Below are 21,402 nucleotides of genomic sequence, written 5' to 3'. Positions count from 1 at the left end.
GCTTGCCCGTATCGTAGGCAATGCGCCGAATGCTCGCCATCGAAATTTATCGGTGGCCCACTTCAGACTGTAATGGGGCGGTTGGCTGCGCGCATGATATGGATATCAGCGGCGATTTCTCCATCTCGGTAAATAAAGATGGCTTCAAGTTCAGTATCGGTTCGAACTTCGAGGTAGCAACCCTGTTCAACGATTTTCTTGCACTGACACCCATGTCATGAGCAAGGATAACTAGCCGGTATAGAGTCGCTTGAGCGGGTATGTGTCTGTTCAAGTGACCCGTCGATTTGTTTAAGAAATAGTTAAACTACGAAACAAACGGCACGTGGGTAACTCACGACTCAGCGAGAGTAAAAGGAATAGGAGAAGAAGGTTCATGTTTTGCCCCAAATGTGGCAGCAAGATTGGTGATGATGCGCGGTTCTGTACCGAATGCGGTCTGCCCTTGGGCGGGCTCTCGGGCAAGACTGCGGCCGAGGAGGGGCCCAAGGCCGAGCCGTCGGAGCGAGAATCATCGTCCGCTGAAGTCATAATGGAACCCACAGATACCGAAACGGACTCTGCGATAGGATCCGCGAATGCCGAGTCCACAGCAGAACCGAGCCCCGAGCCGGTCTCGAAGACCGCGAATAGCGGTCACTCCCAGATGTACAACTTCTTTATGCAACGCTGTCAGGTCGGCAACCGCCTAGTGCCGCAGTTTGCTATCATGATCGCCGCATTTATCGCCGCTGCAGGCATCGCTTACGCTGCTTTCATGCTCTACAAGAACGTCATCGAGCCCAATCTCCAGCAGCAATCCGTGCAACAGGAGCAAGCGACCGAAAGGCCCAAGAAGGACGAGAGAGCGGTCGAAGAAGTTGTCTATACGTTGGAGGCAAAGTCATTGACGGCGTCTGCTCCGGTCGACCCTATGCTCGAACAGGGCGAGCGGAGGGACATGGAATGGTCCTATCCGCAACTTAAGAGCTCCACCAAAGACGACGTTGCAGACAAAATTAACAAGGCGATTCTCGAGCCCCTTCAAATTGATGCGGAGCGAACGAATCGAGCATCAGATAATGAGCAATCAGATGCTGAGTTGTACCCCGACGGCGAATTTCCCTGCATATCGAGAAACGTGACGGTTACGTACATGGATGAGAACTATTTCTGTATCCGTGACGAGCGCTATTCGACGGGATGGGGCCCGCATGGCGGCACGGTTGTGACTGGTGTTATTTTTGATTTGCATACGGGTGATACTGTTAGTCCTCAGGATATGTTTGGCATTGATACCGAGGATCTTGCCAGTTCTATGAGTTCGGCAGTTTGGCCGTATCTTACGGAAATAGGCAGAGACAGAGAGTATCCGTCTGACTACAACTCTATGCTCATGCGGAGCAATTCTTCAGACTATTCAATCAAGGGTTCAACATGCTTGTATGTGACATCCAAGGGGCTGGTGTATCGCACCGAAGACTATGAGCTCGGTACTTTTGCGGACGGCAATTGCGAGATTTTGGTTGCGTCCTGGGATGATGAGTCTCAAGTTGGGTCCGAAGTAACCCCTGATGAGGTCAAGGACGGTACAACGGTGAAAGTCGATAAGGAGGACTAACATGTTCTGTCCCAACTGTGGATTTGAGCTTGATGGAGATTTGCGATACTGCACCGAGTGTGGCTATGCACTCGAAGATGCAAAGGCGGTGCTGAACTCTGCCAGCAACGAAGTGGCAGAAGAGCCTTCCGTTATCAATGAGGCTGCGGAAGAGATTTTCGCTAGTGACGAAACGGAGAAGGAGCCTTCCGCCGGTGCCGAGGCGGGGGAGGAAAAGTCGCCCGTGGAGAGCGAGCCCGTAGCGGACGAAGAAGACGACCGGCCCAAGGACGACGTGTCGTCCGATGCAACGCCTTCGATTCCAGCCGTGCGCGCCGACCGGCCAAAGCCGAGCAATCCGGTCGCCAAGCCCGTCGCGGCGCCAGCCCCTGCGCCTGCGGCGAATGTATCCGCACAGAAAAAGGACCCCAAGGCGCTCTATATCGTCGGTATCATCGTTGGCCTGGCAGCCATTGCCATCTTTAGCTACCTGCTGTTCTTTAGCAAGTCCAGCGACGACGTTGCCCATTACGGCCAGGACAAGGCCATCGTGGTAGCCCAAGAATCCAAGATTACCCCGACCGACGCAAAGGGCGAGAAGATCAAGAAGTACTCGGTGACCCTGAACGGCGACAACGGCTACAGCACCAATGCTGAGGTTAAGGGTGACGAGGGCTTCACGGTAAGCCAGCTTCCCGATATCAAACCGGGAAAATATACTCTTACCGTTAAGGACTCCAAGACCAAGGTTGAGTGGAGCGTTCCTGTCGAGGTGGTCGACAATTCCAAGTCCGATGAGGCCGTGAAGGATGTTTCGCTCGAGGTGCCTAAGGCTGACAGCGCAGACGCAAAGGCGGACGAGGGCGACAAAAAGGACGGAAACGCCGCTGCGGACAATGCTGCGGCATCCGCTGCCTATAAGCAAAAATGCCAGGAATATCTTGCGCGTTATGGTGAACCTCAAATGGTTGAGATTGAGGACTATATGTCAGCCCTTAGAGGTTTTTGCTTGGCTGATTTGGTTGATTTCGACAACGACGGCGTTTCTGAGCTCGTGACGGTTGTTAACGATATGAGCGCGGACGATATGAAAAGCGCCTGGGACGGAAATATTGAAGAGCTTCAGAAGTCCTACACCGTAGAGGTTTGGTCGGCGGAAGACGGCGGTATCAAAAGGATATATAGCCAAAAATGGCTCGACAACTCTAACGGAGGATCGATGTACCTGCCTCTTGTTAAGGATGATGAGCAAAACGTCTTACTTGGCAAGCGTACGTACGAAATGTGCGATGCGCTCAAAGCAAAGCTCTCAGGTAAACAGATAACCTATGGCGATAACTGGTCTTTATTCGGCAAAAAGGATGATTCGCTTTCGTTGGTGTTAAATCGCGAAGCTTGGTCCGTCTCTGTTTCTGGCGGTAATCTTGGAGAGTATTACGCATCTAACGGCAAGGAGATATCCGAGAAGGATTTCAACGCGTTAAATTCCTACACAGATTTCAATCATCAATACTGCACGTATTATTTTGTTGACTTCTCAAGCTCAAGTCAGGGATCATTTTCAGATGTGCCCGTTGTTGGTTGCAGCCAAATGTCCGACCGCACCAATAGCACACTAAAAAAGTTGGGGATTGAATAAAAGTTGAAAAAGGGGCCTGGAAATTGCGTCCAGGCCCCTTTTCTTAGAGCAGCTGCTCAAGGTCAATAAGCCTTGTGTCGTTCACTTGGGCGGCTTTCTCTCGACATGCCTCCGTAAATCCACCCTTGCTAAACAGGTAATATCGTTGGATCGGCCTGCCCAACAATGTTCCGCGACGCATGAGCGTCTCAAGCACATCGACGTCAGCGGGCTCGTTTCTCCATTTGCACTCGCCAACGATGAGCTCCCCATCGGCGTCCTCAAGCACAACGTCAATCTCTTCTTGCCGGCGCGTGTTCGGGTTCGTGCCCCACCAAGAGCCGATTGCCTTGGGCAGCACATCCAGCTCGCTCTCAACAACCTGACGCATCAACCACTGGCGGCATACCTCTTCAAATGCAGGACCTACAAAGGTGGACAAATCATGCTTGGCGATACGCGCGGCCACAGCGGCTCCGAGCCCCTCCTCAATTGTTCCTGCGTACTGTGGAACAAAACGATACCAAAACCTAAACAGGTTATCGCAGATCCGATAGACTACCTGGCGTTTTGTTGCCTTTACAACAGGCGTGACGCGCTCAACGATTCGCAGCTCGATCAATGCGTCGAGCAGTCGCGCGACCTGTGGCGTTGCGAGGTGGGTAACATCGGCAATCTCTTTGGAGCGTACATAGCCGTTGGCAATGGCGGTTATGACGGCATTGTAGATAGCCGGGCTGCGGACCTCTTGCAGCAGATAGTTCTGGGGTTCGGCATACAAAAACGCATCTTGACGCAACAGCGCATGCTCAAGGTTCCATTGAGTGGAACGCGTGCCATCGAGCTGTGATAGATAGAGCGGCATCCCGCCAACAACGGAATACAGCTCGATTACCCTTTCGATGGGTGCATCGGGAAGCATGAGCGCCGCGTCGAAGATGGTGAAGGGGTCAATGCGCAGCTGCATGGTGCGGCGTCCATAAAGAGGGCTTTGGTGTCCTAGTACCTGGTGTTCCATAAAGCTCATGGACGACCCGCAGAGTACGAGGAACAGCTTGCTCGTGTCTTTATGTCGATCGATAAGCGTTTGCAGGCACGAAGAGATGCCCGGATCGCTCTCGGCGAGGTAGGGATACTCATCAATAATCAGAACGATTCGCTCTGTCTTGGCGTGTTCGAAGACGGATTCGAGTGCAACCTGGATAGAGGGGAACGCTGCTCCTGCGGCGCTATCGCCAAGTATCTCGCGGCTGAGCAGCGCGAGATTTTCGCTTGCAACGGTTTGCTGCCCAGTAAAGAAGATCACATGGGGTTTGCCCTGTGTAAAGGCGTGAAGCAGGCTGGTTTTACCTACGCGACGCCTTCCATAGACTACAGCAAACTGAAAGGAACTCTTTTGATAGGCGGTTTCCAGGGATTCAAGCTCTTCCCGACGTCCAACAAACATGATGTGCCTCGCTCATATACGTATTACTAACATATATATTACTAACACGTATATGAGCAACTTTCCACCCGTCAATCGGATGGCGAGGAAATGACAGCGTTTCTACTTAACGAGGCGCTTGAGCTTGGCATAGTCCTGAATTTGCTTTTTGCGCTTGGCGTTGAGGAGGTTGTTGAGGTCGAGCTTCTCAGCGGTGCAGCGTTTGAGTAGCGCGGAGCTATCAAAGCCGTTTGACTCAATGTCTTCATCCAGATCGTGCTTGAGCTTGGTCCATTTATTGAGCTGCGAGCGCACGTAGGCCGCGGGACGTTCTATCTCGTTGGCGATGTCGCGTACGCTGGTGCCCGTTCCAAACAGCTCGCGTATCTTTGCCGTCTCCTTGCGCGTGCGCTCATTTTTGGCATCGGTCTTGCATCGATCGCTGCAGTAGTGCCGTTTGACGCCACGATGCCCGGCAAGTGAATAGGCGCGTCCGCACTGCTCGCAATAACCAATTTTGACGGTGCTCAGCTTGCGTGAAAAATCAAACCAGAGCCACGAGAGATAGCTGTCAAAGGAGAGGAACCCTGTGGACTCGTTACCCTGGAACACATCCACGTGCGCGCCCGAGAGATGCGAGATCACGAGCGCCTGCACCAAAGCGGTGAGTGCATCGCGGTCATCATTTTCAAGTTCTTCGCGGCGCTCCTGGATATCTGCTTGAGGGTCGATTACATAGAAGCTCTCCTCGCTATTGCTGACCTTGAGTCGCGCTGAAATCTCCGAGCTGGAGTCTTCGTCCATGTAGAACATCGCCTGCAAAACACTGAAGTCATTGGCGGTGAGCTCGTGTTCAAAAGAGAGCACGTTGAGTGCAACGAGGGATTCTTCCTCGTCGATCATAAACATAAAGGCGTAGAAATATCCCGCATCGGATTCGATTTTGCGCACGATGGGCAGGCTTTTGAATGAGTCGGTATAATCACCGCCCGCCCTCAGGATAGTGGTGTAGATCTTGAAGGATGACCCGTTTGCCGCGCAGGTCACCACTGATTTCTCGATTCTTTCCAATGCGGAGACCTTTGCGATGGTGCAGCTCCCGTTGAGGTATTCCTGGATGCGCATGGCAATAAGTGCTGCCATCGCGGCATTGGCCCAATCGCGTACGGATTCTATTGCGTGCTTGCCAAAAAGCGGCCCGGTCTGTTCGGCGTAATCAAGTACGTTAAAGAGGCTTGCGCGGAAGGGCTGCTCTTTAACGGCGGTGGGTTCGATGCATGATGCCAGCCTGATCAGATCGGCATGGCGCTCGCTGTGTGCGGGCCCTTCGTTGCTTTTGTTGCCGGCCAGCTCGGTGGGCATGTAGAGTTCAAAGACAAGCTGGGCCTCGCCAACGGGCCTATTGGGTTCGTTCTCTATGAGGTTGACTGTCTTAAACGGAATCGAACCTTCAACGGTGCGTGTTTGGGAGAACTCAAACATTGTTACCCCTGTCTCTAGCTGCAGGTTTAATAGCGTAGCACGTTTAGGAAAATTACCCGGTCAAAATCTCTATATCGGATAAACGACAAATCGTATCTTGTGATCGTCAAGAAAAGGGGTAACGAGAAAGGACCCGATTATGCATTGCAAACAGTGTGGAGCAGAGATTAACGACGGCGCCAAGTTCTGCGGCGTGTGCGGAACGCCTACGGTCGCGGCTGCGGCCAGCGCGGTGGGGGATGCGATTTACGTCGAGGCCCAGCCGATTGAGAGCCAGTCTGTCGAGGCTCAGTTTCAAGCGGCGGAGGATGCAGAGGCCGCTGCTTGCCTGCAGGATTCGCTTCACGAGTCCATCGGGTCGCTTGGGCGAGCAGCGGTGATTTCATTGCTCTATGTGCTCTTTTTCAATTACGTGCTGGGAGGTGGCTCGCTGGGACTTAACAATATGATTCCGCTGGCGCTGCTTCTGATTGGTCCCTGGAAGGTGATTATCTCGCTGTACCGCAGCGGTGTAAGGCTTCCCCTTGTCTATGGTAGCGGCATTATCGGTATCACGATTATGCTAATCGAGCTTGTGGTTCTCGTGGGCCTTCCTGTCGTGGTTCTGATGCTTTTTTACTGGTTGGGCAGCGTGATTCACGGGGCGGTTCCGGTTGTTCCCGAATTAGCACCGATGACGATGGTGGCACTTTGGCCTATCGTCTCGGTTGCCAACATCATCTTCAAGGCAATCAAGCTGCACATGGCTCGCGCCTAGCAGGTAGCCCGTCGCATGCCTTCCGCGTGGGGTCAGGCGAATTTGAAAGGTGAAAGAAAAGGTTTACAGTCGAGCAAATTGCTCCTGGGCCTTTTCTGTTTGCAGGCTGTGGGCTATCGTTTCGATATGCTGAAGTTCTAGGGGGATTTATGTACTGTGCAAGCTGCGGGGCAAAGATCAAAGACGGGGCGCGATTCTGTTCTGCATGCGGAAAACCGTTGGATGTGGATGATACGCCGGCGAATGCTCAGCAGCCGCTTCCTTCAGGTACACCAAAGGCGTCTGCTGATAGAAAAGCGACAAGCGATCCTGCTGTATCTCGCGCAGAGGGCCCTTCTCCGGCGCCCTCTGATCATATGTCCTTTGCGGCCTTTATGATGCAGCGTCGGCAGATCGGCCGTTTTGCTGTGCCTACGTTTGTCACCATTCTTGCAGCAATCATCTTTACCGCTGGTGTCGCTTACGCCCTGGTCAAAGCTTACGAAGCCTTTGTGCTGCCTCAAGCGCAGCAGCAGGAGCAGCCGGCTGCAGTCGAGGAGAAGTCGTCTAAAAAGAAGGTCGCGGCAACAAACAAGAAAGCACGCAGGGCTTACGAGGGCGTGGTTGCGCGTTACGAGGACTTTGCGAGCTATTGCGAGCGGAAGGGGGCTGGTGCTGCCAGCTACGACGACTGGGCCCAGGGACGCGGTGATGATTCTGGACTGGGGCAGATATTCGTTTATAACAACCAGACTGCCCCCGGCTTTTTAAGCTACTACTATGCTTTCGATGATTTGAATGGCGACGGAATTGACGAGCTGCTTGTTGGGTTTGTCGATGCGCAGAACGATATTTCGGCGATTGTGGGTGCCTACTGCTTTGTTGATGGAGAGGCCGTTTCGGTTATGCCTTCGTCAGAGATGGTAGAAGGCTCCAGCAATATGACGAATCAGTATGACGGTTTTATTGCTCAGGGGGAGAGCCAAGTCATTACTGTCTGTAAGGACGGCATCGTTAAATTTACTTGTAGTCAGGATTGTAACCAGGTAGATTTCTATATTTCGCTTACTGCAAAGGGTCCTGAGGTCGTAGACGCGGTGCAAATTCAAAAAAAGGAATTCGATAGGCAGAATGGCGCCTACTTGGTGAGGACCGTTGAGGATGGTGGCAAACCGCAGGAGGCGATGGTCCAGGGGCGTGAGGAAGCGTGCAGAATTCTTGACGAGGTTGCCGGGAAGTATCCGGAGGCCGACATTGAAATGCCGTCCGCAAGCAGCGATATGTGGAAGGCATTCAAAGGGGTGGAGCCTTCGGAGGGCTCTTTGAAGGACGGCTCTGGCACTGCGGACGATCGATCTGGCGCATCTCAAGCACCATCTGAAGCGGCATCCGATAGCAGTGACGATGGGGAGGCCGCTGCGCGCGGCGATGGCGTGATCGCCGACATGGATGCGTTCATTGCAAACGCCAAGCGCGAGTTGATTGTGCCAGATGACGCCTCTATTACGTTCAAGGTCGCTGATAAGCCAAACTATTGGGAGGGGGCGGCAACGTACGTTTGGTACGTCGAGTTTTATAAAGACGGAAAGGTCGTAGCGTCTGCGGAATGCGGCTCCGAAGGGTACCCATGTCGGTCGATTATGGCCTATCACGAGAGCTAGTAACTTTAACCGAGCCGTTTTGGCATTACAGCGCGCGCAGCTCTTATGCCTTTCCCCTTGTTCCATCCGACGAGTTTAGTTGCGGCTAAAACGGACGTTACGAAGAGTTGACCGAGAGGCCGAACGCGCTCGCCCGCTCAGCGGGTATGCCCCAAAAGGGCATCTGGGTTCGAACCCTCCCGGTTCTTCGTCAGTTGACCAAAGGTGCGACATTATTGCCGCTCATCGGGGGTGGCTAAATGAGATGACTTGAGGGCTATAATTAGCCAAGCTAAGTTGGGGACAGATTGAGGCGCACAGGCTTTCGATGCGCCTGCCGACTCGGCAGTTCACAATTTATTAGACACGCGGAACGCGTGGTTTGGGATTAACGAAAGGAATCAGCATGTCACTGTTCCATAGCGATAACGAAAAGGAAGAAAAGCACAGCGGAATTCTCGGTGCCTTTTCTGTCGACAATATCAAATGGGAGCCTGGCAACGACGAAGATGCCTCGCTTGTCTCATTCCGCTATCCCTACGAGGATTTTCCCAACGGGTCCTATCTTCAGGTTGCGCAATCGCAGATTGCCGTTTTTACCAACAATATGGGGGCGGGCAGTTCTACTGACGCTACGGGTGCCGGCGATTCTCAGGTAAGCGTGTTTGTCGGTCCGTGCAAGATCAAGCTCGACACGGGAGACAGCCGATTCGCCCCGTTCCGCAATGCCGCCCATTCGCTTACCGGCGGTAGCTCGGCGTTTCATTCCGTTGTGTACTTTATCAATACTAACTACATGAACGAGCTGCGCTGGGGCACGACCGAGCCCATCATCGTCCAAGACCCTGAGGAAGACGTCAACGTTCATGTTCGCGCCTTCGGTTTGTTTGGCGCGCATATCGAGCAGAATGACTCGAGCCTGGTTCCCATTCAGGTGAGGAAGTTCCTCGTTAAGGTCGTGGGCACGCGAGATCGCTATACGCGAGAAGAACTTACTTCCTTTATGCGGGCAAAAATCCTTGAGTATGTTCCTGACCTGCTTGCCAAGGCGATTGTTGACCAGGAGGTTTCCGTTCTTAAAATTGCGACGCATCTGAGCGACTTCTCGTCTCAGATGCAGGGCAAGCTCGTTAACTATTTCGATGAGTTTGGTCTCACGCTCGATAACTTCTCGTTCAACAGCATCAAGCCCTTCGAAGAGGATCTTGCTGCCATCAACGAGATGAAGATCCAGCGTAAGCGGAGCATTCTCGAGGCGCAGGGTAACGCTGCCCAGATGGACATCGAGTCCGAGGCACTTGCCAGGAAGCGTGCGCGCGAAGGCTACAACTATCAGCAGGAGCGCGGCATGGACGTAATGGAGAGTGCTGCGGGCAATGAGGGGAGTGCCGCATCGGGCCTCATGGGAGCCGGCATGGGACTCGGCATGGGCGTTGGCATGGGCGGTGCATTTGGAGCTGGCTTCTCCAACTTGGCCAACCAGGCCATGGGCGCTGTTGCTCCCATGGTTGGAACGGCTTCCGCGTCCGCAGGTATGCAAAACGGTCCCGTGTGTCCCAGTTGCGGAAACGTTAATCCGATGGGTGCTAAGTTCTGCCTGGAATGCGGACAAAAGCTCGAGCAGGGTGTTGCGTGTTTGGCGTGTGGGCATCTTAACCCGGTCGGTGCCAAGTTCTGCCTGGAATGCGGGAACCGGTTGATCTCGCCAAGGTGCCCGAGCTGCGGAGCCGAGTTGCCCGAAGGGACCAAATTCTGCCCCGATTGTGGAACTAAGATCCAATAAGGAGAAACAAAGATGAACGGTTCTGTTAAACGTGTCATTTTGGGCGAGGCAATCGTCTTGGTGGCGTGGCTTGTAATCATGTTTGTCTGCAAAAACGCGCTGATGAACCCTATCGTCTTTGCTATGTCGCTTGGCTTTGGGGTTTTGGCTTTTGCGGCGGCTTCGATTTCGGCTGCCATGTCCGATAAGCAGTCCACGGTCAAAAGCACGACCGAAATCCATTATTTGCCGGCCGCATCCAGCTGTGCCTACTTTGTCGTTGCCCTTCTGGCCAACACGTACTTTGTGTTTGCGGCATATGGGTGGGGCGGCAGCACGATTCCAGTCGTCGTAAACGTTGTCCTTCTTGCTGTGCTTGTCCTTGTGCAGATGGGTCTGGGCTTCAATGGCCGCCAGGTTGACCAAAAGGTTGCTGCCGTGGCCGCAAAGACGGTTCAAACGGCGCAGTTCGGATCGTATGTGGGACAGCTCCTCGCCGTGGCGCAGGACGCTCAGGTCAAAGCCGAACTCAAAGCGCTTAAGGATGACATCTCCTTTAGTTCCAACATGTCGCAACCCCATGTTCAAGAGATCGAGCGACAGTTCTCCGCCGCGCTTGAGGCGGTCTCGAATTCCATGAGTGCCGATGAGCCGGCAGATGTTACGGTTGGCCTTGTCCATGATGCGCGCAATATCTGGAAAAAGCGCAATGCGGCGCTGACCGCTGTCAAATAAGGGCTCGCGCTGCTTTTTGCCAGGGCACTTTGATGGTTGAAGTGGGGGAAGCTATTGGAAATCAACGGTATAACTTGTGAGGGCTGCGGCAGCACCGATGTCGAGTTTGACCCCGCAACTCGAAAGGTTCATTGCAACCAGTGCGGTCGCGAGATGTACTATTCGCGGGCGCGTCTGGGGGCCACGGGCAAAATCGCGTTTGCCAAGGACAATGCCATCAAGTTTTTTAAGGGTGGTAACTTTCCGGAGGCCCGCAAATTTGCCGCGGACGTGCTCAATATGATGCAAGACAACGCGGCAGCACAGTTTATGGTTGCGTACTGCGATGAGTTTTGCGAAGGTCTTTCGGGTTCGATGACGGTTTTCTTTAAAAGGGCCGAAGATATCCCTCTCGAATATGACGAAGTGCGTGACTTGATCGACTTGTTTGAGTCGACGCTCTACAACATGCGTGACTTTGAGGTTCAGATGGTATCGCTCGTGGTCGCCAATATGCAGAGCATGGAGGATCGGTCTCGGCTTGAGAGCTTTATCGATGCTGTGTGCCCGTTCTGCATAGCGCGGTATGCTTCGGAAGACTTTATGACCGCAGAGCGGGAGAGCTTCTATCAAGATATCGCCGCCAACTGCAACATACCCAAGACGTGTCTCGCACTACTCAAGGGCATTAGAGAGAACCCCGGGTCCCCCTATAAAACTGGTTCGTTTGCGTTACGAAGAAGGACCTCGTACTTTCTCGAACACTATGTGGAGCCCGTCGGGCGCATCGTCAATTCGATGAAGGCAAGCCAATACAAACAGAAGTTTCTCGTGGCCTATCAGCAGGTGTCCGAGCAATACCGAAGCATGGCCTCTCAATAAAGCGGATGGCGGGTGCTTACTCGCTTAAAGCTATTGGATGATCTAAACAGTTCAAACTGAAAGGTGGTACAGATGAGTGATTCGGGATTAGATACTGCCCTTATCGAGCGCAGGATCGCCGCTATTGGAACAAAAGTTGACCAGATGACCACGAAGGTCGATAAGGTCGAATCCCAAATGGAGGAAGTGCGGAAGGACCTTAAAAAGCTCCGAAAGGACTTTCTCGAGATGATGCTCGAACAGCGTCGTACCGCCGCACTTGAGCAGGCGACTACGGAGCTCGTGAGCGTCCGGCAGGAGATGGACAAGAAGTTCGGCAACTACTCGGTGGTTCGAAACACCATGGTCGGTATTCTCCAGGCAACCGATGCAGCGCTCGTGCGCAAGGCGACGATTTCGACGGTCTCCGAGGAGTTAATGATTTCTACCCCGGACTACTGGCTGGCGCCTGTCCTGGTTGCCCTTGCGGCATGGATCAACAACAACCGAGATCTTGCAGAGCGCGCAATACGCGAGGCTGTCAAACGTGACAACGAGCACACGTCGCTTGCGATGGCTCTGATCTGCAGACGTAATAACCGCACGGCCACGTGCTACGAATGGCTCGCACGCTACTTCTCGACGCAAAACGCCGCCCGTATTGATGCCGATGCGATGGTCTACATTGATGCCTATATCAACGGCATCTTCGGAACCGACGAAAAGCACCTGTGCGACGACTATATGGCGGGCTGGATCGAGCAGATCAGAAATCAGAGCCCTGAGTTCGAGAATGAGCAGTCAGAGTCATGGGCGGAGTACTTTACCGGCTACGAGGAGGATATGAGCTCGAGATATCCGGCGCTCAAGGTGGTGGTCAAGGAGTTTGACTACATAAATAAGTATCTCGGAAAAGTCGAGGCAATCGAGAGCATCTCCAATGACTTCGCCGACCTCAAGGCTTCTGATGTTGACGAGAGGACGCTTGCCGAGCAGGTTGACAGGCATTTGATGGAGCTCGTTAACTCCGATGACTCCAAGGAGCGAAATTTGCGCCGCCAGGAGGAGTATCTTCTTGCGGTCAAGGCATTTGGCGGAGACGTAGAGCGCGCCCGAGAGCTCGTCAATCGTCGCCGCGATGAGAAGCGTCAGCAGACGATGAACATCATCGACCAGATGACACGCTCGATGCGCGACCAGAGCGCGTCCGTGGATGTGCATAAGAAGAAGACCGCGATTCAGTTTTTGGGTTCCTATATCAACGGTGGTTTCAACCGGTATCGCAAGAGCGATGTCCCCGAATTTCCGCAGGCGATTACCCTTGACTTCGACGGATGGACAAGCAGAGCGGTCACCGGCGATGAGGGCAATGCGCTGCGCGGCGATTATGTTCGCTATGTCGGTGAAGAGAAGAAAAAGGAGCTCGCTGAGCTTGATGTCAAGGTTGCGAAGGGCAACAAGAGTCACAAGATAGCGGCCGTTGTCCTCGCTGTTTTGGGAGTAGCTTTCTTTGCGTTTGTAAACCAGGTTATTGGCATTCTGCTTCTTGCGGGGGCTGGCTATTGTCTAGTAAAGACGGGCCTCTCGAGCAAGCAGCGCGCTGCGGAGGCAGAAGAGATTGAGGCCAAATACTCCAAACGCATCCAGGAAGGCTGTTCCGAGATCGATCTGGCGCTTAATCAGTGGAAGAGCGCGAAGGAAGCGGCGGCCGAGCGCAGCGACCTGCTTAAGCTCGATAAGGTTGCCTAGCCGATAGGATTGACTCGATAACCATGAATGGAGTGAAATAGATGACTGATGAAGTGACTGATTTCGACCATAACGATGCTGCGATGCAGGACTTCGATGCATTGAGCGAGCTCGATAGTCTGTTTGAAGAGGACGAGCGACTGAAGCAAGCTGAGAACAATGTTTTGACTCAAAATCTCTCAGGCTTTGCAAACTGCTTTCCCGATTGGGATTTGCATCCGCCGGTAGCGTAGAAAAGCGCTTGAAACACAAGCTGCGATCATTTGGAAACATCGATGTTTCTGCGGGCTAGAAGCCATGGGGCTTTTGGCCCGCAGTCTTTCATATGCCGGTCGGCGGCATAGGGCATCAACCGTATTCTAGGTTCTTGGACGCCAGGCCGACTCGCTTCGGATCGGGCGCTACACCAACTTTCTCGAGACTACCAATCTGACAGGGCCTTGTCCGTACGTGGACGGGGCCCTTTTGTGTGGCCTAACAGGTTTGCTATACTGCTAGCACGTAGAAAGGAGCCGCTATGGGTACAGCAATGGTGCAGCTCAACACACGAATCGATCCTATGCTCAAAGCTGGTGGCGATGCGGTCCTAACTCGCAATGGATTGGGGCCGAGCGATGCCATTCGTGCGCTTTGGGCCTATCTCGTCGAACATCAAACGCTGCCGGGATTTATGGTGGCGGATAAGCGCGAGGCGCCCCGTGCGGAGATCCTGGCCGAGCGGGGGTGTGGCCTAGCTTTTTCCTCGTTGGGACTAAGCCCTTCGGATTTTGCGCCAGGTGGATCATCTGCGGAAGACTGGGATGCCGTACGAGATGATATGTATGATGCGATGATTGCCGACATCGAGGCGAATTGCCGATGATTGAGGCAAAGCGTCTCTTGGTAGATACGAACGTGTGGCTTGATTATTACCTGCAAGAGGGGGCATTCCACGAAGCGAAGCGCCTGGTGGAGCTTGCCGAGGCGGGAAAGATTGACCTTCTGTACGCGCCGACGACGTCAAAGGATGTGTTCTACATTTTGCCTCGGCGCCTAGCCCGGCGGAATGCGAATGGGATTAACGTGTCGTTTGCCTCGGCGTCGTGGGCCTGCATTGAACACATGATGCAGGTGGCGACGGCCTCTCCGCTTTCGTTGGCAGAGTGCGAAATGGCGCGCATGCTTGGCAAGCGCATGCCGGATCTTGAAGACAACCTCATCATCGCTTCGGGCGAGACGGCAGATGTCGACTATGTGGTCACGAGCGACCGGCGCATGCTGGAGGCGATGCCCGAAGTTTGCCTGACGCCTGCCCGCGCTCTCGAGATGATTGGGATCCTCGACTAACCTTGCCTGTCTCGTTTCGCTATCATATGGGGCAATGTGAACCTCATGCAACTTTGGAGGACGGTATGGCGGATAACGCCGAGATGCTATTCTCGCCCGAGCTGGTGTTTTTTGATTGGGAGTGTGCGACACCGGATGAGGTGTTTGCACGGCTTGAGGGAGAGCTTGCTTCGCGTGGTTACATTGCCGACGGCTGGCTCGACGCCGTCCGCACGCGCGAGGACGCCTATCCCACGGGTCTCGCTATGCCGGCGGCAAACATCGCCATTCCGCATACCGATCCGGGATTTGTGGCCAAGCCCTATATCGCGGTGGTAAAGCCCGCTGCACCTGTGACGTTCAACGCGATGGCGGGTATGGGCGCCCCGGTGCCGGCGCAGATTATCATCAATCTGGGCATTGCCGAGCCGGGCGGCCAGGTCGAGGCCCTGCAAGCGCTTATGAATATCTTTATGGATGCCGACGCTGCAGCCGATGTACTCGGCCTGACCACGCCGCAGGGCATGGTCGACGCCATCCGCCGCCACTTCTAAAGCGGCACTCGGGGACGTTCCTTTGCTGCCGGCAGGTAGGGACAGTCCCCATCTGCCGGCAGAAAAGGAACGTCCCTAGCTGCCAACTGCCAGACCTGTCCCCTTTGCACCAAAATGGTGCAGATTAACCCGTCTCCCATGCACCAGGTGTGTCGCGGGGGCTGCGTTGTGACACAATGGCGTTTGTTCGATTCGTGATGTGAAAGGCCAAACATGGCAAACAAGAAAAAGAACCCCGAGGTCGCGCCGACGTCCGAGCAACGGTCCCGCGCCGCCTCCAGCTCTCGCAAGAAGCAGCGCAAGACCTATGTGTCCAAGACCGTCAAGATTGTCCTGGTGGGCATCGGCGTGCTGGCAATGCTGCTCTCCGTCTCGGCCATGGCGTGCTCCGGCCTGATGTCGCAGACCGAAAGCGCCAGCTCGGGCTATAAGCCCACTGGTGGCGTGGCTGCCACCATCAACGGCACCAACCTCACCGAGGACACCGTGACCAAGCAGATCATGAGCATGCGCACGTCCTATGGTTATACCAAGGACAAGGATTGGGCGCAGTACCTGGTCAACAACGACCTTACGCCCAAGAAGTACCGCAAGCAGCTCATCGATTCCTACACGCAGCAGATTCTGCTTCAGCAGGCGCAGAAGGAAAACGGCGTGACGGTGTCGGATGAGGAAGTCGAGAAGGCTTGGAAGGACGCGTGCAAGAGCGCGGGCGGCGCCAAGATCTTTAAGAAGACCCTTAAGACTTACGGCTACACCGAGGACACCTATAAGAGCTCGCTCAAGGAGAGCCTGGCGCAGCAAAAGCTCAAGGAAGCCGTGGCGCCCACCAGCAAGCCCAAGGACAGCGAGATCGTCGATTACATCAACGAGAACCTGTCTAACTACAACGATGCCCGCCGCTCGTCGAACATCCTGGTCAAGGTTGATTCCGACGCTTCCGACGAGGACAAGGCTGCCGCCAAGGCCAAGGCACAGGAGTGCCTGGACAAGATCAACTCCGGCGAGCTGAGCTTTGAGGATGCCGTGGAGCAGTACTCCGACGACACCGGCTCCAAGGAGAAGAAGGGCGATGTGGGTTGGGATAAGCTCACTACCTTCGTCGACAGCTACCAGACGGCGCTCGAGGGGCTCAACAAGGGCGATGTGAGCGACGTCGTCGAGTCGACCTATGGTTACCACATCATCAAGTGCACCGACTACTTCCATGTCGATAATCAGGTCGATGACATCAACCAGGTGCCCAAGGCCATCAAGAAGTACGTCTCCAATGTGGTGAAGACGCAAGCGGCCAGCACTGCGTACAGCGAGTGGCTGGAGCAGTACAAGAAGGACGCCGACATCACCGTTAACCCCATGCCCAAGGACGTACCCTATAACGTGAGTCTGAAGGGCGTCACCAAGAGCTCGACCGACGATTCGTCGACGACTAAGTAATCATGGGGCGGTGCCCGCGTGAGTACCGCCCACGCTATTGAGGAGGATATGCAGATGACCAACGAAGAGCTGCAGAAGGAAATGATTGCGGCCATGAAGGCCAAGGACAAGGTTCGCCTGTCTATCATTCGCCAGGTTAAGGCCGAGGTGAAGAATATCGAGGTCAACGAGCGTCGCGATGTGACCGAGGAAGACGTCAACAACATGATCAAGCGTCTGATTAAGCAGACGAGCGAGACGCTGGAGATGTCCATCAAGGCCGGCACCGACCAAGAGCGTACCGACAACCTGACCGAGCAGGTCAAGATTCTGGAGAGCCTGCTGCCCGCGCAGGTTTCGGGCGAGGAACTCGAGGCCCTGATTGAGCAGGTCATCGCCGAGCTGGGTGCCACGTCCAAGAAGCAGATGGGTCAGGTCATGGGAGCACTCGGCAAGGCCACCGGCGGCAACTTCGACAAGCCGGCAGCGGCAAAGATCGTCGGCGCCAAACTCGCATAGGGGCCTAGCGGTACATAGTTGATGTTGAGGGGGCGTGGCCGTCATGGTCGCGCCCCTTTTTGCTGGGCTGGGTACTCATTGGGGACAGACTTAAATGAGTACCCAATGAGCGGGCACTCATTTAAGTCTGTCCCCAATGAGTGGGTTAAAGGTTGCGGGTTCTTTACGGGAATGTAGTGTGGGCTGCGGAAACGTGGTTCTTTCCGTACAATAGTTCAACTCGTGTAAACGCAGGGAAGGGACATTCATGGCAGACATGATCGAGATCAAGCATCTCAACAAGTACTTTGGCGACCTGCATGTGCTCAAAGATATCAATCTCACCGTCAAGCGCGGCGAGAAGCTCGTAATGATCGGGCCTTCCGGTTCGGGTAAGTCGACGCTCATCCGTTGCGTCGATTATCTGGAGGAGCCCACTTCGGGCGAGGTCGTCATCGACGGTACGCCGCTCACCAAAAAGAATCACCTGGAGATGGCTCGCAAGTATAGTTCCATGGTGTTTCAGCAGTTCAACCTGTATCCCAACATGACGGTGCTGGGCAACCTGACGCTCGCGCCCATCAAGCTGCAAAAGAAGAGCAAGGAGGAGGCGACCGAGATCGCCATTGCCGCGCTCAAGCGCGTCGGCATGGCGCATAAGGCCGGCGAGTATCCGCAGAATCTCTCGGGCGGTCAGCAGCAGCGCATCGCCATCGCCCGTGCCCTGTGCACCAAGCAGCCCATCATCCTGTTTGACGAGCCGACCTCGGCGCTCGACCCCGAGATGGTCCAGGAAGTCTTGGACGTTATGATTGAGCTCGCGCAGGAGGACATCACCATGATCTGCGTGACGCACGAGATGGGCTTTGCGCGCCAGGTGGCCGACCGCGTCATCTTTATGGAGGACGGCCGCATCCTGGAGGAGGGCACGCCCGAGCACTTCTTCGATAACCCCGAGAACCCGCGCTGCCGCGAGTTCCTGTCCAAGATTCTGCACTAGGTGCGGTGATGGACATGACGGATATGACGAGGGCGGCCGTGTCGCGCCGTCACTTTTTGCAGCTGGCGGGCGCCGGCATGCTTGCGCTGACGGGGACCGCGCTTGCCGGTTGCGGCAACTCCACCAGCAGCGAGGGCTCCGACAAGGGGTCCAAGCTTGCGGCCATCAAGTCGCGTGGCCATCTGAATGCCGGCGTTAAGAAGGACGTTCCCGGCTATGGCTATTACGACACCGCCAAGGGCCGCTTTGAGGGCATGGAAGTTGATTTGTGCTACCAGATCGCTGCTGCCGTCTTTGGCGTGAGTTACAAGGAGGCCCGCGCCCAGGAGCTTGTCGAGTTTACCGATGTAACGCCCAAGACGCGCGGCCCGCTGATCGATAACGGCCAGCTTGACGTGGTCGCGGCGACCTACACCATCACCGACGAGCGCAAGAAGAGCTGGGATTTCTCGACGCCGTACCGCACCGACTACGTGGGACTCATGGTCAAGAAGCGTTCGGGCTTTACCTCGATTGAGGACCTGGACGGCAAGGTCATCGGCGTGAGCCAGGGTGCTACCACGCAGGGCCTGATCGAGCAGATGATCAAGGACAACGGCTTTAGCTGCAAGCCCGAGTTTAGGGCCTTTAGCGGCTACCCCATCATCAAGAGTTCGCTCGACGCCGGCAATATCGATGTCTTTGCCATGGACCGCTCCACGCTGGCCGGTTACATGAACGAGACCGTTGAGCTGCTGCAGCCCGAGGTCAAGTTTGGCGAGCAGGGCTACGGCGTGGCGACCAAGAAGGGCTGCGACCTTTCGGCCGTGGTCAATCAGGTGATTTGCGATCGCCTGGCCGACGGCTGGCTCGACCAAGAGGTCAAGACCTGGGGTCTTGTATAGGCGCATCGTCCAAGGAAGGAATCGAATGCTCGAAGGATTATTTGACGCCGACCGTTGGTCGACGACATTTCAAAACATGGGGCCCTTCTGGGAGGGCTTTGGCGTGACGCTACAGGTGGTCGTTGCCGGTCTGCTGCTGTCGCTGGTGCTGGGCACGCTGCTGGGCGTGTTCTCAACCACTCGTTCACGCGTGCTGCGCGCCATAAGCCGCGTGTACGTGGAGTTTTACCAGAACACCCCGTTGCCCGTGCAGGTGCTCTTTATGTACATGGCCGGTCCGCAGTTTTTGCAGGCCATAACCGGTGCCGACCAGCCGGTGCGCATCGCGCCGTTCGTGCTGGGCTTCTTGGGTGTGGGCCTGTATCACGCGGCCTACATTTCGGAGGTCATCCGCACTGGTATCGAGGCGGTTCCGCGCGGTCAGATGGAAGCGGCCCAGAGCCAGGGCTTCACCCGTGCGCAGGCGTATTGGTACATCGTGCTGCCCCAGACATTCAAGATCATTCTGCCGCCGCTGTGTAACCAGGCGCTCAACCTGGTCAAGAACACGTCGGTGCTGGCACTTGTGGCCGGCGGCGACCTTATGTACCGTTCCGACAACTTTGTGAGTCTGTACGGTTACCTGCAGGGATACATCGTCTGCTGCCTTATGTACTTTATCATCTGCTTTCCGCTCGCCATGCTGGTGCAGTGGCTCGAGCGCCGCTCCAAGGAGCGTCCGCGCGGCGTGAGCCTGGCCGAGCTGGGGCTCGACAACGTAGAGGAGGCCTAGCGCATGGAAATCTTCAACGCGACCAACCTGCTCTACATTTGGGGCGGCTTTGTTAAGACGATCGAGATCTCGGCGCTGTCGATCTTTTTCTCGCTCATCTTTGGCACGGTGCTGGCGCTCGTTAAAAGCTACGCGCCCCGCCCGTTCCGTATTTTGGTGAGCGCCTATATCGAGTTGTTCCGCTGCACGCCAAACCTGTTGTGGATCCTGTTTATCTACTTTACGGTGCAGGGTTTGGACATTGTGATTTCGACCATCGCCTTTACGCTGTTTACCAGCGCTGTTATGGCCGAGATTGTGCGCGGCGGCCTCAACTCGATTCCGCGCGGCCAGTTTGAGGCAGCGCAGAGCCAGGGCTTCGGCTTCTTTGCCACCATGCGCTACATCATTCTGCCGCAAACGTTTAAGACGATCATTCCGGCGCTGTTTAGCCAGTGCACGACTGTCATTAAGGACAGCTCGTATCTTTCGGGCATTAACGTGGCCGAGCTCATGTACACGGCAAACGTCGTGATGGCCCATGCGATCGACCTGTCGCAGGTGCTTATGCTCTACGGCCTGGTGTTTGCGATGTACTTTGTGCTCAACTTTGGTATCTCGCTGCTGGTGAGAGCGTATCAGAGGCGAATGGTGGCAGCGTAGAATGTGGCAAAGGGACAGCCCCTTTGTCACATAGAGAAAGGAATCGCGATGAGCGATCTGGAGAACAAGAAGAGTCCTGTGGTCATTACCATCGCGCGCGACTTTGGCGCCGAGGGCCACGAGATTGGTCGCATGCTTGCCAACGAGCTGGGGATTCCGCTGTACGATAACGAGCTGCTGGTGCGCGCGTCGCTGCGCGCGGGCGAGTCGCTCGATAAGATGGCAGCCTACGACGAGCGCCTGGCTGTGGAGAACATGGCGTTTCTGCCCGACCGCTACGATGCCCGTTCGTACTCGGACAAGTTATTCCAAAAGATGAGCCAGGTGATTTTGGATCTGGGCGAGACCGAGAGCTGCATTATCGAAGGCCGCCTGTCCGATTACCTGTTGCGTAACAACCCCAACCACATTGCCGTGTTGGTGACCGCTCCCTTTGAGGATCGCGTCGAGATCGTGCGCAAGAAGCGCGGCCTCAACAAAAAGAAGGGTGCCAAGCTGGTCAAACAGCAGCAGAAGGCGCGCGAGGCGTTCTATAAGCGCTACAGCGCCGGAAAGTGGAAGATGACGAGCGGCAAGGACATCGTCGTCAACCGCGCCAAGCTGGGCCGCGAAGGCTGCAAGGATGTCATCGCTGCAGCCTACCGCTACAAAGTGGCGCAGCTCGAAGGCTAACCGACCAAAACCACCACAAAGGGGACAGGCACCTTTGTGGTGGTAGGGCGATCGGCATAGAAAAAGTCCCCGCCGGGCGTGTGCTCGACGGG

The 21,402-nt window shown here is 55.1% G+C and carries 21 protein-coding genes; 19 read left to right on the top strand and 2 right to left on the bottom strand.

Going from position 1 to position 21,402, the window contains the following annotated elements; translation table 11 throughout:
• Positions 1-376: 376 nt before the first annotated feature.
• The gene (locus tag ABG996_RS06340) at positions 377-1,600 is read left to right on the top strand and encodes a zinc-ribbon domain-containing protein (RefSeq protein ID WP_117855486.1); all 1,224 of its coding nucleotides are present in this window, start codon (positions 377-379) and stop codon (positions 1,598-1,600) included.
• A 1-nt stretch (position 1,601) separates the two neighbouring features.
• A complete protein-coding gene (locus ABG996_RS06335; protein WP_347478929.1) occupies positions 1,602-3,218 on the top strand; it encodes a zinc ribbon domain-containing protein in 1,617 nt (538 codons plus the stop codon).
• Positions 3,219-3,261: 43 nt separating this feature from the next.
• On the opposite strand, the gene ABG996_RS06330 is transcribed toward ABG996_RS06335, so the two are convergent.
• Together ABG996_RS06330 and ABG996_RS06325 are read right to left on the bottom strand one after the other, a co-directional pair.
• Complete coding sequence (locus ABG996_RS06330; RefSeq protein WP_347478931.1) at positions 3,262-4,644, bottom strand: ATP-binding protein; 1,383 nt, start codon at positions 4,642-4,644, stop codon at positions 3,262-3,264.
• A gap of 102 nt (positions 4,645-4,746) precedes the next feature.
• Positions 4,747-6,105 (bottom strand): hypothetical protein, encoded by a 1,359-nt coding sequence (locus ABG996_RS06325; protein ID WP_347478933.1) that lies wholly within the window; start codon positions 6,103-6,105, stop codon positions 4,747-4,749.
• 139 nt (positions 6,106-6,244) lie between these two features.
• Here ABG996_RS06325 and ABG996_RS06320 point away from each other — a divergent pair, with 139 nt between their 5' ends.
• From ABG996_RS06320 to ABG996_RS06240, 17 genes are all read left to right on the top strand, one after another.
• A complete protein-coding gene (locus ABG996_RS06320; RefSeq protein WP_347478934.1) occupies positions 6,245-6,862 on the top strand; it encodes a zinc ribbon domain-containing protein in 618 nt (205 codons plus the stop codon).
• Between the two features lie 149 nt (positions 6,863-7,011).
• A complete protein-coding gene (locus tag ABG996_RS06315; protein ID WP_347478935.1) occupies positions 7,012-8,502 on the top strand; it encodes a zinc ribbon domain-containing protein in 1,491 nt (496 codons plus the stop codon).
• A gap of 385 nt (positions 8,503-8,887) precedes the next feature.
• The gene (locus ABG996_RS06310) at positions 8,888-10,264 is read left to right on the top strand and encodes an SPFH domain-containing protein (RefSeq protein WP_138374303.1); all 1,377 of its coding nucleotides are present in this window, start codon (positions 8,888-8,890) and stop codon (positions 10,262-10,264) included.
• A gap of 12 nt (positions 10,265-10,276) precedes the next feature.
• Positions 10,277-10,978, top strand: coding sequence for a hypothetical protein (locus ABG996_RS06305; protein ID WP_347478936.1), 702 nt, complete (start codon positions 10,277-10,279; stop codon positions 10,976-10,978).
• A gap of 54 nt (positions 10,979-11,032) precedes the next feature.
• The gene (locus ABG996_RS06300; protein WP_118258817.1) at positions 11,033-11,839 is read left to right on the top strand and encodes a hypothetical protein; all 807 of its coding nucleotides are present in this window, start codon (positions 11,033-11,035) and stop codon (positions 11,837-11,839) included.
• Positions 11,840-11,911: 72 nt separating this feature from the next.
• On the top strand, positions 11,912-13,567 hold the full coding sequence (locus tag ABG996_RS06295) for a hypothetical protein (RefSeq protein ID WP_347478938.1): 1,656 nt from the start codon (positions 11,912-11,914) through the stop codon (positions 13,565-13,567).
• A gap of 41 nt (positions 13,568-13,608) precedes the next feature.
• Positions 13,609-13,800, top strand: coding sequence for a hypothetical protein (locus ABG996_RS06290; RefSeq protein WP_089572626.1), 192 nt, complete (start codon positions 13,609-13,611; stop codon positions 13,798-13,800).
• 284 nt (positions 13,801-14,084) lie between these two features.
• Positions 14,085-14,429 carry a type II toxin-antitoxin system RelB/DinJ family antitoxin gene (locus tag ABG996_RS06285; RefSeq protein WP_347478939.1) on the top strand — a complete coding sequence of 115 codons (345 nt, stop codon included), beginning with the start codon at positions 14,085-14,087 and terminating at the stop codon, positions 14,427-14,429.
• Positions 14,426-14,893, top strand: a complete 468-nt coding sequence (locus ABG996_RS06280; RefSeq protein WP_347478940.1) for a PIN domain-containing protein — start codon at positions 14,426-14,428, stop codon at positions 14,891-14,893. The genes ABG996_RS06285 and ABG996_RS06280 overlap by 4 nt, the downstream gene beginning before the upstream one ends.
• A gap of 65 nt (positions 14,894-14,958) precedes the next feature.
• Complete coding sequence (locus ABG996_RS06275; protein WP_347478942.1) at positions 14,959-15,426, top strand: PTS sugar transporter subunit IIA; 468 nt, start codon at positions 14,959-14,961, stop codon at positions 15,424-15,426.
• Between the two features lie 213 nt (positions 15,427-15,639).
• Positions 15,640-16,863, top strand: coding sequence for a peptidylprolyl isomerase (locus ABG996_RS06270; protein WP_347478944.1), 1,224 nt, complete (start codon positions 15,640-15,642; stop codon positions 16,861-16,863).
• Positions 16,864-16,917: 54 nt separating this feature from the next.
• Complete coding sequence (locus tag ABG996_RS06265; protein ID WP_117769746.1) at positions 16,918-17,361, top strand: GatB/YqeY domain-containing protein; 444 nt, start codon at positions 16,918-16,920, stop codon at positions 17,359-17,361.
• Positions 17,362-17,608: 247 nt separating this feature from the next.
• Entirely contained in the window at positions 17,609-18,340 is a 732-nt protein-coding gene (locus tag ABG996_RS06260; RefSeq protein ID WP_022094215.1) for an amino acid ABC transporter ATP-binding protein, read from the top strand.
• Positions 18,341-18,348: 8 nt separating this feature from the next.
• Positions 18,349-19,224 (top strand): transporter substrate-binding domain-containing protein, encoded by an 876-nt coding sequence (locus tag ABG996_RS06255; RefSeq protein WP_347478946.1) that lies wholly within the window; start codon positions 18,349-18,351, stop codon positions 19,222-19,224.
• 25 nt (positions 19,225-19,249) lie between these two features.
• Complete coding sequence (locus ABG996_RS06250) at positions 19,250-19,996, top strand: amino acid ABC transporter permease (RefSeq protein WP_035136546.1); 747 nt, start codon at positions 19,250-19,252, stop codon at positions 19,994-19,996.
• 3 nt (positions 19,997-19,999) lie between these two features.
• Positions 20,000-20,638: an amino acid ABC transporter permease gene (locus tag ABG996_RS06245; protein ID WP_006235796.1), complete on the top strand. Its 639-nt coding sequence runs from the start codon at positions 20,000-20,002 to the stop codon at positions 20,636-20,638.
• Positions 20,639-20,686: 48 nt separating this feature from the next.
• Positions 20,687-21,310, top strand: a complete 624-nt coding sequence (locus tag ABG996_RS06240; protein ID WP_347478948.1) for a cytidylate kinase-like family protein — start codon at positions 20,687-20,689, stop codon at positions 21,308-21,310.
• Positions 21,311-21,402: the final 92 nt, after the last annotated feature.

It is taken from the genome of Collinsella aerofaciens, from assembly GCF_039836695.1.
GTDB classification, from domain to species: Bacteria; Actinomycetota; Coriobacteriia; order Coriobacteriales; family Coriobacteriaceae; genus Collinsella; species Collinsella aerofaciens_BD.
This window is presented reverse-complemented; position numbering and strand designations above follow the sequence as displayed.

Excerpts from the sequence above, each read along its gene's own strand:
- ABG996_RS06315 (WP_347478935.1), top strand. The coding sequence starts at position 7,012 with ATGTACTGTGCAAGCTGCGGGGCAAAGATCAAAGACGGGGCGCGATTC.
- ABG996_RS06270 (WP_347478944.1), top strand. The coding sequence starts at position 15,640 with ATGGCAAACAAGAAAAAGAACCCCGAGGTCGCGCCGACGTCCGAGCAA.
- ABG996_RS06245 (WP_006235796.1), top strand. The coding sequence starts at position 20,000 with ATGGAAATCTTCAACGCGACCAACCTGCTCTACATTTGGGGCGGCTTT.
- ABG996_RS06255 (WP_347478946.1), top strand. The coding sequence starts at position 18,349 with ATGGACATGACGGATATGACGAGGGCGGCCGTGTCGCGCCGTCACTTT.
- ABG996_RS06325 (WP_347478933.1), bottom strand. The coding sequence starts at position 6,105 with ATGTTTGAGTTCTCCCAAACACGCACCGTTGAAGGTTCGATTCCGTTT.
- ABG996_RS06250 (WP_035136546.1), top strand. The coding sequence starts at position 19,250 with ATGCTCGAAGGATTATTTGACGCCGACCGTTGGTCGACGACATTTCAA.
- ABG996_RS06260 (WP_022094215.1), top strand. The coding sequence starts at position 17,609 with ATGGCAGACATGATCGAGATCAAGCATCTCAACAAGTACTTTGGCGAC.
- ABG996_RS06330 (WP_347478931.1), bottom strand. The coding sequence starts at position 4,644 with ATGTTTGTTGGACGTCGGGAAGAGCTTGAATCCCTGGAAACCGCCTAT.
- ABG996_RS06275 (WP_347478942.1), top strand. The coding sequence starts at position 14,959 with ATGGCGGATAACGCCGAGATGCTATTCTCGCCCGAGCTGGTGTTTTTT.
- ABG996_RS06265 (WP_117769746.1), top strand. The coding sequence starts at position 16,918 with ATGACCAACGAAGAGCTGCAGAAGGAAATGATTGCGGCCATGAAGGCC.
- ABG996_RS06240 (WP_347478948.1), top strand. The coding sequence starts at position 20,687 with ATGAGCGATCTGGAGAACAAGAAGAGTCCTGTGGTCATTACCATCGCG.
- ABG996_RS06320 (WP_347478934.1), top strand. The coding sequence starts at position 6,245 with ATGCATTGCAAACAGTGTGGAGCAGAGATTAACGACGGCGCCAAGTTC.
- ABG996_RS06295 (WP_347478938.1), top strand. The coding sequence starts at position 11,912 with ATGAGTGATTCGGGATTAGATACTGCCCTTATCGAGCGCAGGATCGCC.
- ABG996_RS06285 (WP_347478939.1), top strand. The coding sequence starts at position 14,085 with ATGGGTACAGCAATGGTGCAGCTCAACACACGAATCGATCCTATGCTC.
- ABG996_RS06280 (WP_347478940.1), top strand. The coding sequence starts at position 14,426 with ATGATTGAGGCAAAGCGTCTCTTGGTAGATACGAACGTGTGGCTTGAT.
- ABG996_RS06310 (WP_138374303.1), top strand. The coding sequence starts at position 8,888 with ATGTCACTGTTCCATAGCGATAACGAAAAGGAAGAAAAGCACAGCGGA.
- ABG996_RS06305 (WP_347478936.1), top strand. The coding sequence starts at position 10,277 with ATGAACGGTTCTGTTAAACGTGTCATTTTGGGCGAGGCAATCGTCTTG.
- ABG996_RS06340 (WP_117855486.1), top strand. The coding sequence starts at position 377 with ATGTTTTGCCCCAAATGTGGCAGCAAGATTGGTGATGATGCGCGGTTC.
- ABG996_RS06290 (WP_089572626.1), top strand. The coding sequence starts at position 13,609 with ATGACTGATGAAGTGACTGATTTCGACCATAACGATGCTGCGATGCAG.
- ABG996_RS06335 (WP_347478929.1), top strand. The coding sequence starts at position 1,602 with ATGTTCTGTCCCAACTGTGGATTTGAGCTTGATGGAGATTTGCGATAC.